Origin of the sequence: Acinetobacter sp. YH12086 (assembly GCF_013419345.1) — a bacterium.
GTDB classification, from domain to species: Bacteria; Pseudomonadota; Gammaproteobacteria; order Pseudomonadales; family Moraxellaceae; genus Acinetobacter; species Acinetobacter amyesii.
The window spans coordinates 277,299-288,565 of sequence record NZ_VPAF01000002.1 but is presented as its reverse complement, the minus strand read 5'-3'; the positions used below and the strand labels follow the sequence as shown (position 1 = coordinate 288,565).

At 40.3% G+C, this 11,267-nt stretch carries 13 protein-coding genes, 1 tRNA gene and 1 other RNA gene; 7 read left to right on the top strand and 8 right to left on the bottom strand.

All coding sequences use genetic code 11. The features are described 5' to 3' along the window. Positions 1-12: 12 nt before the first annotated feature. From greA to FTU29_RS04625, 5 genes are all read left to right on the top strand, one after another. The gene (gene greA / locus FTU29_RS04645; RefSeq protein WP_078192164.1) at positions 13-489 is read left to right on the top strand and encodes a transcription elongation factor GreA; all 477 of its coding nucleotides are present in this window, start codon (positions 13-15) and stop codon (positions 487-489) included. A gap of 192 nt (positions 490-681) precedes the next feature. Continuing rightward, positions 682-1,554 (top strand): class I SAM-dependent methyltransferase, encoded by an 873-nt coding sequence (locus FTU29_RS04640; protein WP_180120636.1) that lies wholly within the window; start codon positions 682-684, stop codon positions 1,552-1,554. Positions 1,555-1,628: 74 nt separating this feature from the next. Next, positions 1,629-2,255 (top strand): CatB-related O-acetyltransferase, encoded by a 627-nt coding sequence (locus FTU29_RS04635; protein WP_180101756.1) that lies wholly within the window; start codon positions 1,629-1,631, stop codon positions 2,253-2,255. A gap of 145 nt (positions 2,256-2,400) precedes the next feature. Beyond that, positions 2,401-3,159, top strand: coding sequence for a hypothetical protein (locus FTU29_RS04630; RefSeq protein ID WP_257223036.1), 759 nt, complete (start codon positions 2,401-2,403; stop codon positions 3,157-3,159). Positions 3,160-3,397: 238 nt separating this feature from the next. Next, positions 3,398-3,976 carry a hypothetical protein gene (locus tag FTU29_RS04625; protein ID WP_180120634.1) on the top strand — a complete coding sequence of 193 codons (579 nt, stop codon included), beginning with the start codon at positions 3,398-3,400 and terminating at the stop codon, positions 3,974-3,976. Between the two features lie 69 nt (positions 3,977-4,045). Here FTU29_RS04625 and FTU29_RS04620 read toward each other — a convergent pair. From FTU29_RS04620 to coaD, 4 genes are all read right to left on the bottom strand, one after another. Further along, positions 4,046-4,122, bottom strand: a tRNA-Met gene (locus FTU29_RS04620). A 73-nt stretch (positions 4,123-4,195) separates the two neighbouring features. Beyond that, an RNA gene (gene rnpB, locus FTU29_RS04615) (RNase P RNA component class A) lies at positions 4,196-4,575 on the bottom strand. A gap of 26 nt (positions 4,576-4,601) precedes the next feature. After that, entirely contained in the window at positions 4,602-4,865 is a 264-nt protein-coding gene (locus FTU29_RS04610; protein ID WP_078191349.1) for a YfhL family 4Fe-4S dicluster ferredoxin, read from the bottom strand. 1 nt (position 4,866) lies between these two features. Then, complete coding sequence (gene coaD, locus FTU29_RS04605; RefSeq protein ID WP_078191350.1) at positions 4,867-5,358, bottom strand: pantetheine-phosphate adenylyltransferase; 492 nt, start codon at positions 5,356-5,358, stop codon at positions 4,867-4,869. A gap of 137 nt (positions 5,359-5,495) precedes the next feature. Between coaD and smpB the strand changes: the two genes are divergently transcribed. Further along, entirely contained in the window at positions 5,496-5,969 is a 474-nt protein-coding gene (gene smpB, locus FTU29_RS04600) for an SsrA-binding protein SmpB (RefSeq protein ID WP_078191351.1), read from the top strand. Between the two features lie 53 nt (positions 5,970-6,022). On the opposite strand, the gene FTU29_RS04595 is transcribed toward smpB, so the two are convergent. From FTU29_RS04595 to rluD, 4 genes are all read right to left on the bottom strand, one after another. Beyond that, complete coding sequence (locus tag FTU29_RS04595) at positions 6,023-7,372, bottom strand: hypothetical protein (protein WP_373423565.1); 1,350 nt, start codon at positions 7,370-7,372, stop codon at positions 6,023-6,025. 229 nt (positions 7,373-7,601) lie between these two features. Then, positions 7,602-8,153, bottom strand: coding sequence for a flavodoxin family protein (locus tag FTU29_RS04590; protein ID WP_180101759.1), 552 nt, complete (start codon positions 8,151-8,153; stop codon positions 7,602-7,604). A 40-nt stretch (positions 8,154-8,193) separates the two neighbouring features. Beyond that, positions 8,194-8,934 carry a peptidoglycan editing factor PgeF gene (pgeF, locus tag FTU29_RS04585; RefSeq protein ID WP_180120632.1) on the bottom strand — a complete coding sequence of 247 codons (741 nt, stop codon included), beginning with the start codon at positions 8,932-8,934 and terminating at the stop codon, positions 8,194-8,196. A gap of 44 nt (positions 8,935-8,978) precedes the next feature. Next, complete coding sequence (gene rluD / locus FTU29_RS04580) at positions 8,979-10,031, bottom strand: 23S rRNA pseudouridine(1911/1915/1917) synthase RluD (RefSeq protein WP_078192173.1); 1,053 nt, start codon at positions 10,029-10,031, stop codon at positions 8,979-8,981. Between the two features lie 71 nt (positions 10,032-10,102). On the opposite strand from rluD, the gene FTU29_RS04575 reads away from it, so the two are divergent. Next, positions 10,103-11,086, top strand: coding sequence for an outer membrane protein assembly factor BamD (locus FTU29_RS04575; RefSeq protein WP_180120630.1), 984 nt, complete (start codon positions 10,103-10,105; stop codon positions 11,084-11,086). Positions 11,087-11,267 lie beyond the last annotated feature (181 nt).

Genomic DNA, 11,267 nt, shown 5'->3' with positions numbered 1-11,267 from the left:
TGAGGGACAACAATGCAACGTTATCCTATGACTCCCGAAGGCAAAATTGCCTTAGAGAAAGAATTACAGCAACTTAAAAGTGTTGATCGTCCACGTATTACTGCAGCAATTGCTGAAGCGCGTGAACATGGGGATTTGAAAGAAAACGCAGAATACCACGCTGCTCGCGAGCAACAAGGTTTCTGTGAAGGCCGTATCCAAGATATCGAAGGTAAACTGGGTGCTTGCCAAGTGATTGATGTTAAATCACTTGAGCAAAATGGCCGTGTGGTTTTCGGTGTGACAGTGACCATTGAAAACTTAGATACTGAAGAACAAAAGACTTATAAAATCGTTGGTGATGACGAAGCAGATTTTAAAATCAACAAAATCTCTGTGAACTCTCCAATTGCGCGTGGTCTTTTGGGTAAAAACGAAGGCGACGATGTAAAAATCAACACACCACAAGGTGAAGTTGAGTATGAAATTTCTAAAGTTGAATATCTTTAATTCATTAAGATAAGCAATTTTAAGCCCCTCTTTTGAGGGGTTTTTTATTGTTCTATGTTTTTGCTTAGCCCAATGTATGCTATCGAATGACCAAAATGTACGTTCAGCACTAATAGTCGACTGAATACGTCATTGTTCAACTGGCTTATTTCATTAAAGTGTTATCTAAAACAAAAAGAGTCATAACACACGATGAAATTTGGACATGCAAGCCGAACGGCACAAGCTGCTGCTGCCATTCGCGCAAATCATTATCTATATGCGAACGAACCTGTTTTTTCCGACCCTTATGCCTTTCATTTCACCAGTCCAATTTGGCGTCGACTACTTTCAAATCGTGCATGTATAAAAGCGTTGAATAGCAAAATACCCAATCAAACGTTTGGATTACTTACTGCACAGGTGGTGGCACGTTCACGCTATGCCGAAGATCAATTAGAAAAGGCAGTACAACAAGGAATTAAACAATATGTGCTGATTGGTGCAGGTTTAGATTCTTTTGTCCTCCGATTAGCGCAGAAATACTCAGATATTAAAATTTTTGAGGTTGATCACCCAGATACTCAAACATTAAAAATACGAAGTTTACAGAAACTCGGACATATTCCAGACCATGTTGAATTTGTTTCTATTGATTTTGAAAAAGAAAATTTAGCGCATGCCTTAAAACGGAGTTCTTATGATACAAAGCAACCAACTTTCTTTTCTTGGCTTGGAACGACGCATTATTTAAAACCAGAAACAACTATGAGCACCTTGCAAACTATTGCCGAATTTGTAGCCTCAGGTAGCGAATTGGTTTTAGATTATTCCATTCCCTATCAAGATTTAACTGGTATAGAGCGTGTCGGATCATTTGCTGTTTCCAAATTTACCTATTTTTTAAGTGAACCCATTATTGGGACATTTCACAGTAATGAGTTACACCGTGCTGCAACAACGTTGGGTTATGTAGTCTTAGAAGATTTATCTGCACATGACATTACACAGCGTTATTTTGCGAATCGTAAAGATGGAATACGACATACTCAAGCCACGCATTTGCTGCATTTAAAACGTGCTTAAGCATTTATCTGTAGTCGACATTTATAGTGAGTCAGCTAAAATAGTCACGCGAATCATTATTGCTATTAAACCTTATGTCTGAAAAATTGATTAATTCACCTGTCAATCATTGGTGTGAGTTTGAGTTCATCTCTAAAACAGTGAAGAACCCAAATATTCACATCAAAGGTAATTATTCATATTATTCTGCATATTGGGATCAGGGTTTTGAGCGCTGTGTGGTGCGTTATCTACACGATAAACCTGCAACAGCTGAGAAGCCGATAGACCAGCTATATATCGGTAATTTTGTCTGTTTTGGCGCAGAATGCGTGATTATGATGGGTGGTAACCAACTCCACCGAACCGACTGGATTTCGGCATTTCCGTTTGATACACGGAGTTTTGTCCCTGCGGGTGACACAATCATTGGTGATGGATGCTGGATCGGCTCACGTGCAATGATTATGCAAGGCGTGACACTGGGTGAAGGTGCTGTGGTAGCTACTGGCGCGGTGGTGACTAAAGATGTGCCACCTTATGCAGTTGTCGGCGGCGTGCCTGCTCAAATTATTAAATATCGTTTCCCTCTGGAAGATATCAAAAAACTGCTTTCCCTTAAGCTCTATGACTTAGATGAAAAGCAGTTTTTAAAGATGCGGGAACAGTTGCAGACGGATGATGTTAATTCGCTACTTCTTTATGTACAAAATTCAAGTTAAAAGTTATATTTATTTCAAATAATTATTCTTAATAAATATGCACCTATCATCAAAAACTCTGGAAAAACTTCGCGACCTAATTAACGAAACAACCGAATACCGATCAGGTCCCAAAATTATAGATTTTTTCTCAATCTTCGATTACATGGACACTTATGGTCAGGGCTTTCCATCAAGATGGGCATATACAGATTTTCGGTTAGGAAGAATTAATAAAACTGAAAAGATAAAAATATGTATTCAGACGCTCTTTAATCCTATCAACTACATGGATGATCTAAAAAGGCTCGATACTCTAATAGCTAATTTTAACAAATATCTTCAATTCGATAAATTTCGTGTGGCGCGAAAAAACACAGAAATTTTTATAGAATCAGTCAGTGAGGTAAATTTAGACGAAAATTTAAATACTGAGGAAGAAAATCTGGAAAATAATTTTATCAAACATGAGTTCAATGTTGATTTCTCTAAACTCAATTTAATACCAGCATTAGTTCCAATAATTGATAAGAGAATGCAAGAAATAGAAAAAGCTTTCAAAGCAGAAGCATATTTATCGGTCGTTTTATTAGCAGGTAGTACATTAGAAGGATTATTTCTAAATATAGCTTCTTTAAACCCCAAAGTTTTTAATTTATCCACACAAAGCCCTAAAAAAGATGGAAAAGTTAAAAATTTTGATCAATGGACACTAAATAACTTTATCGAAGTGTCCCACTCCATTGGAATACTTGAAAAAGATACCTATCGTTTTAGTAAAGAATTAAGAGATTTCAGAAACTATATACACCCATTTCAACAAATGAGTGAGAAATTTTCACCAAGAGAAGAAACGGCAAAAATTTGTCTTCAAGTATTAAAATCAGCAATCTCAGACATACAAACTAACAAACATAAATTTTAGGCATAAAAAAACCCACTCAATCGGAGTGGTTTTTTCAAAATATGGTGGATATTACGAGACTTGAACTTGTGCTCCACAATTATGAGTACGGCACTTTAACCAACTCAGCTAAATAGCTTATAAATGTCTATATATGTAGCAAAAAAAAATACTACAATCATCTTTATTCCTAGCCTTTTTTACTCAATCAGACTATAAAGAACTCACAAAATAAAAAAAACACTTTTCAGGATGAATGATGACGAGAACCACTCAATTCTCAGGCATATTTATACTTGCCCTGCTGGCAGCAGTCGTCGCAACTTTTTGCGATGCGATTCATGTCTATACCCAGACGCTTAGTTATCCCAACCCATTATTTTTCCATCAAGCTTGGTGGGTATTCCCCGGCTTTTTTATAGCCTTTGCTTTCATGGCATTTACCTATATTCAACTTACACAACGACTTAAACACTATGTGATGACTCAGCTCAGTTGCTATCATGACGGCACTGCGCCCCTCGTCGAGAGCCTAATACTATTTGCCATAGTCTATATACTCAGCGGATTTGGCAATTTTCATCCCGAAGCACTTTGTTGGATTTTTTACATTAGCTTTTTTATTCGCTGGTTATTTAGCTATGAGCGTACATGGCTACTGATATTGGCCATCATGCTTGCTTTTGGTGGCATATTCTTTGAAGGGCTATTGGCTGAGTTTACATTAGTCAAATATCGCCATGAAGATATTTACAATGTGCCGTATTGGCTCGGCGGCGTATATATGCATGGCGCATTTGCTTTACGTGCGGGTATGCGTCGTTTTGTTTATCGTTAATTTTTTTAAATTTGGAAAATTGAGACATAAAAAAAAGACCACTCAATCGGAGTGGTCTTTTTTTGAATATGGTGGCTATGACGAGACTTGAACTTGTGACCCCCGCATTATGAGTGCGGTGCTCTAACCAACTGAGCTACATAGCCTTAAACTGTGCGCGCATTATGGAGGGATATTTAAATATCGTCAAGCCCATAATGCGCGTATTTGATCAAAATTTGTTGAAGTGAACCGATAAGCCGGGTTCTGTCGAGGACGATCATTCCTCTAGGCGTACAATCACTCATACGCTCAAGCGACCTACCCGGATCCAGCATGGGCCATGCCTAAAGGATCCCTATTTGGTCTTGCTTCCGGTGGGGTTTACCATGCCATGAACTGTTACCAGTCATGCGGTGCGCTCTTACCGCACCCTTTCACCCTTACCTCCGATTTTGATTGCTCAAAACCATAATGAAGGCGGTCTACTCTCTGCTGCACTTTCCGTCGGCTCACGCCGCCCAGGTGTTACCTGGCACCTTGCCCTATGAAGCCCGGACTTTCCTCCCCTGCTTTAGTCACGGAGACCTATACACAGCAGCGATCGTCTGGTTCACTTCGGGGCGCATTTTAACAAATCTGACAACTAATTGCTTGATGTTTTTTGAGCAGTTAGTTTTTCGTACTTTTGTTGAAGCTGTTCCTGAGTTTCAGGATGTGCCGGATCCAATGGAATACAGTCCACCGGACAGAACAACTGACACTGCGGTTTATCGTGATGCCCAACGCATTCCGTACACAAATCAGGGTTAATCTCATAAATGAGTTCCCCCATGAAAATCGCCTCATTGGGGCATACAGGTTCACAGACATCGCAGTTGATGCATTCATCAGTGATATATAAAGACACTCTACCAACCTTGCTGTTGTTTACGCTTAAAGGCTTCCACGACAGCTTGTGGTACAAACTGAGTGACATCACCATTTAAACGTGCAATTTCACGCACGAGCGTAGATGAAATAAACGAATATTGCTCTGATGGGGTTAAGAACACCGCTTCAAATTTACTGTCCAAACGGCGATTCATATTTGCCAATTGAAATTCATATTCAAAATCTGAAACTGCACGTAACCCACGTAATACGGCTGTTGCTTTTTGCTCGTTAAAGAAATTGACCAACAGCCCATCAAAACCTACAAACTCAACATTTGACAAATGACTTAAAGACTCTTGCGCTAGTGCAACACGTTCTTCCAGACTAAACACAGGGTTTTTGTGATGTCCAATTGCAATTGCCACGACAACTTCGTCAAACATGCGTGATGCACGTGTCACTAAGTCGATATGACCATTAGTAATTGGATCGAATGTGCCCGGATAAATTACACGAGTTTTAGACATCCAGTTGTACTCTGTTATTTTGTAGACGGGTATTTTAACAAAATCTTGATTTATAGGTGAAGTCAGCTTGTAAATTTAAAAACTTCATCTTATTCAAAGTTCGGGTACAATAGTGCTAAGTTTGGAAGTTTTTGATTATGACGAAAGCAGTAGTTAAAAAAAATAGTAGCAGTACGATTGCCCTAAATAAGCGTGCGCGTCACGATTATTTCATTGAAGAAAAATTTGAAGCGGGTCTTTCATTACAAGGCTGGGAAGTCAAATCAATGCGTGCGGGTCGTATGACTATCGTAGAGAGCTATATTACGTTTAAAAATGGTGAAGCATTTTTATTCGGCGCTCAAGTGCAACCTTTACTGAGTGCTTCGACACATGTAGTGCCTGAAGCAACACGTACTCGTAAATTATTGCTAAACCGCCGTGAAATTGAAAAACTACAAGGTGCAATTAACCAAAAAGGTTATTCATGTGTGCCTTTGGCATGTTACTGGAAAGGTCCTCATGCCAAACTTGAAATTGCCCTAGTAAAAGGTAAACAGCTTCACGACAAGCGTGCAACGGAAAAAGACCGTGATTGGCAGCGCGATAAAGCCCGTATTTTTCATAAATAAGTTCAATAAAAAAACCTCCATCTTGGAGGTTTTTTTATTTTTAAATTGCAGATTTAGCAGAATTTCAATCCACCAAAACAGTTGGTCCGAACTTCCTGATTTCCCAATACCTGATTTTTTAACGTTAAATTGGCCGCACCGGCATTACTAAGGTTAATTGAACCGACATTTTTATAAATCGGTAAACCAAATGCTGCACCAACAGCAGAACCTAAGGGAATATAAATCGGTTCATTGGTTAAAATTTGCGATACTTTTTGAGCAACTTGTGGCAAGACGCCTGAGATATCCACTTCAGATGTTGGATTCAATTTGCCAATATTGATCGGGTCTTTAAATGACATCCACCAACCTGTACGTGCAATATCATCGGCATTGGCATCTGGCCAACTAATATCTTGAGATTGAAGCGATAAATAACCGGCTGTGCCATTTAGTGGAATGTTATGAATCATATTTAAGGCTTGCTCAAAGGTAATGTTCATTTTCAAACCATCAATTGATGAGCCAGAATCCATAAAGAACTGCGCCCCTTCTACCCATAACAAATTACGGTCAAGTTTGACCTGCAAGCTACCACTATCACGATTCAGTTGAATCGACGGTACAGTCGCACTGATATTTTTGGCAACGGCTTGAGTTTGTCGTTTTCCGTTAATGGTAATTTCAGGGACGGTAAACGGCACATTCATTGAAGGAATTTTTAAACCCTTACTATTTTCAGGTTGGCTGACAAAGCTACGATCATTGTTCCAAATCGTGTTAATCACCAAGTTTCCCGATAAAGTCTCACTGCTGCTATCCCCAAAGATCGCGGCTTGGGTCTTTGCTGTCCCTGTAGTCGGTGCAATTTTCATATAACCACTCAGTGACTTAATCCCATCTGTCGGCGCACCCGTGTTTTGAATACCAGTGGTCAATAAACCTGTAATTGATTCAGCACTGACACGGAAGCCTTTAACTTCGCGTAAAGCGGCTTGTTTTGGGTTTTTAATTGCAAATTCAATAAACGGATTTTTCAGTTCGGCACTGGTTGACGCTCGATCACCATTAAAGACGGGATTACCGTTGGCATCGGTCGACGTTGCATTACCACTCAACGCCAGATGACGAATATCAATATCACAGCCATTTGACCCATTTACCCCACCACAGCCGAGTTGCAAACTTTTGACATTGACATTTAGATCCATGACGGCATCTAAACTGAGTTTGTAGAAACCAATATTTTCATCGACCATTTGTTGGTTGACCAAAATAGGATCGGTATAGGACATATTCATCAATGCAGCACCATTGATGGTAGACAATTCTTCATCGGCTAATCCCACCAATCCTTCTGCTGCAAAAACAACGTCAGAAACACATAAGGTCAATGCCATTGCGACTATTGTTTTTTTCACGATTATTTAATCCTTTTTAATATTCGTCACTCATCCCGAGTGAAATTTATGAGAAGATTAAATCAATAGCGTTGGCGTAAATGAATGGCAATTTGTGACACACATCACAACTCAATTATACAAAATGCCAATTTTCACAAATTTCAGGCCATTAAAAACCCCAGTAACATTTCCATCACTAGGGTTTTCAAAGATTTATAAATGATAGTTCAAACGATTTATTTACAAATTAATTAACTTTATTTAACAACAGTCCCAGATATTCACCAAACCAAATAGCGGTTTCTAAATCACCCGCAGGTGGCGTGACTTCAACAGGCGCATTATCCGATTGTGTCATTAAACCTAAAAAGCTCGACATCCGATTTAAATCTGTTGTGCTTCGTCCAGTTGGCATCAATGGAAGACCGCTCCACAACATGCCGTGCTGCATGGCGAATAAATTGATTTGCTGCAATACTGCCAATTTATCTCCACTTAAGCCGCCACCATTGGTAAAACCAGCGGCTAACTTGCCTTGCCATGTCCGTGCTAACCAGCGTTTAGATGATTGCTCCATGAATAATTTCATTGCCGCACTCATACTGCCCATATAGGTTGGGCATCCAAAAACGATGGCATCTGCACTGTCCAATTCATCCCAATCCACATGCTCTACATTCATGAGATAGACTTTTACACCGGCTTTTTCTGCACCTTGTACAATGAAATTCGCCACTTTGGCAGTGTGCCCATAGGGACTGTGGTAAACAACAGCAAGAGATTTAGCAGTCAAAGACATAACATTTAAAAGTCGATAGATTCAGTCAAGTTTAGCATTTTCAAAGCATAAAGACGAATGTTGCCATACGTCCTGTTTTCGCTTCTCGGCGATAAGAAAAATATTCATCAGCTTGCAAAAAGGTACATTGGTCGCCACCGGTTACAGCTTTAACCCCATGTAATGCAAGAATATAACGCGCTATCGCATAAAGATCAGCATAATATTTGCCTTCCTTTACACCAGCTTTAAATGCACTTTCAAGTTCTGGATATTTGGAACAAAAGGCAGCTTTGACTTCTGCGCCAATTTCAAAACTCTCTTGGCAAATGGCTGCCCCCAACCAAGCCCATGTTGGCTGAGTGTGCATGGCTGCAATGGTGTTTTCCACAATACCATTAGCCAAGCCCTTCCAACCTGCATGCAGATTGGCAACTTCTGTCCCGTCAGCATTACCCAAAACCACGGGTAAGCAGTCTGCGGTCATCATCATCAGGGCATGATGTTTAGACTGCGTGACCATACCATCGCCTTCGGGTGCAACAAAGTTGATCTGTTCATCAATGCGATGGCATAGCGTACTGTGCGTTTGGTTCATCCAGCTGATTTTATTCACGCCATATTTAGCAAAGTCTTTGAGCAATTGCATCCGGTGCTTTTGCACACGCGCTGCATCATCTCCTACATGCAATGCCAGATTAAATCCTGCCAGTTCAGGTTGTTCAGCGGGTTGCGTCTTATCATGATGAACTCGAGTTTGTCCCACAAAAACACCCTGTGGAAGTCCCTGAACAAATTGCATGTTGCCGTCCTTTTCTATCTATGGCGTGTAAATCAGTTTAAAACTTAATAAGCTTTGTTTTCGCTACGTAATACTTCAACCAATTGATTAAAGTCTTCAGGCCATGGTGCTTCAAACATCATGTCTTCACCTGTACGTGGATGAACGAGACCCAATTTAACCGCATGTAAAGCCTGACGTTTAAAGCCACGTAAAGTGTCATCTAATAACACCGACGCGCCTGCAGGCATACGTACACGTGGTACATACACTTGATCGCCCACAAGACCATGACCGATATAAGTAAAATGCACACGAATTTGATGGGTACGACCCGTTTCTAGACGTGCTTGAACGCGGGTAAAGTTTTGGAAACGTTCTTTCACATTATAGTGAGTCACCGCATCTTTACCGCCCGGCAAGACAGCCATTTTGATGCGATCGACAGGATGACGTTTAATTGGTTCATCGACTGTACCGCCAGCAATAATGTTGCCATATACGATCAAATCGTAAATACGGTAAACCGATTTCTTCGCCAATTGCTTACTTAAAGAAAATTGGGATTCGAGGTTTTTCGCAACAACCAACAGACCTGAGGTGTCTTTATCAATACGATGCACCAAACCTGCACGGGTCAACTCTGAAGATTTTGGGTAATGGTGCAAAATTGCATTCACCAATGTGCCTGTACTGTTTCCAGCGCCCGGATGAACAACCATACCGACAGGTTTATTAATCACCATAATATCGTCATCTTCATAGACAATATTAAGTGGAATATCTTCAGGTAAGCTACGGGTTTGTGCTTCTAACTCGACGTCTAAAGTCAGTAACTCTGTGCCTTCGCATTTGTACTTTGGTTTCACAGTGTTACCATTGACCAACAAATGGCCTTCTTTGAGCCACTGTTTTAGCTTTTCACGAGAAAAATCAGTCCAAACCAGTGCTGAAACCTGATCAATACGTTGTCCTAAATAGCTTTCATCCAATTGAAATTGCAACGATAAACGTGTTGCAGTTGAGTCTGAAGTATGGTTATCTGCATCCTCAGAATCTTCAAGTAAATTGAAATCAGTTTCAGGGAAATTAGAATTGGAAGATTGTGCTTGACTCATTTGCTCATTCAGACAAAAGTGGTTTAATAGTTCAATTGTAGCTCATTGCCCGTATTAACAGAGGAATTTTTATGTCGCTACCAAAATATAAAATGACAATGCTTGCTCTAACAATAGGCATTGCATCGGCAATGGTAGGCTGTAGCAGTAATCCAAAGAAAGAAGTGGTCGACACAGGTCCACAATCAAGCGAACAGATTTATATCGAAAAAGCACAAAAAGCGCTTGAACGTAACCAATATACAGATGCAGCAAAACACCTTGAAGCTCTAGAGACCTACTACCCTACAGGTAACTATGCGCAGCAAGCACAACTTGAACTATTGTATGTAAAGTTTCAGCAAAAAGACTATGAAGGTGCGATTGCACTTGCAGACCGTTTTATTCGTATGAACCCACAATATCCGCAAGTTGATTATGCCTACTACGTGCGTGGTGTTTCAAACATGGAGCAAAACTACAACGGTTTGCTTCGCTATACTTCTTTAAAGCAATCGCATCGTGATGTGAGCTATCTCAAAGTGGCTTATCAAAACTTTGTCGACTTTATCCGTCGCTACCCATCGAGTGAATATGCAGTCGATGCCGCACAACGTATGAAGTTCATCAGTCAAGAATTGGCTGAAAGCGAAATGAATGCGGCGCGTTTTAATGTGAAGCGTAAAGCATGGTTAGCTGCTGTTGAACGTTCACTTTGGGTGATCGAACATTATCCGCAAGCACCGCAAGTTCCAGAAGCTCTAGCGACTGTAGCCTATGGTTATGACAAACTTGGTGATAAAACCACGTCTCAGCAATACATCGAAGTACTTAAACTGAACTATCCAAAACTTGTGAAGTCAGACGGTACGATCAATATGCGTGCTGCACGTAGTGAAGGCAGCTTCCTTAACCGTGCAACTTTGGGTATTTTCGGTAAAGAAGCACAGACGATGTCTGAGCAAACCTCTACAGACGTAGTTGAAACCGATGAAGAAAAACGCAGTTTAACCAATCGTTTAAGCTTTGGCTTATTGGATCGTCCTCATAGCGAAAAAACTGAGTCGTCAGAATAAGCTGAATAATATAGTCGCAACGAAGGTCGATTTTTCACAAAGGGCAAGTTAGAATACTTGCCCTTTTATCTTTTCAGGATCTACAGATTCGGTTAGATTAAAAGGTATACAATAGTTCGATGGACGATGCTGTACTGCATCTCCACCTGAACTTACAGCATTGCTGATTTCAACATATTTC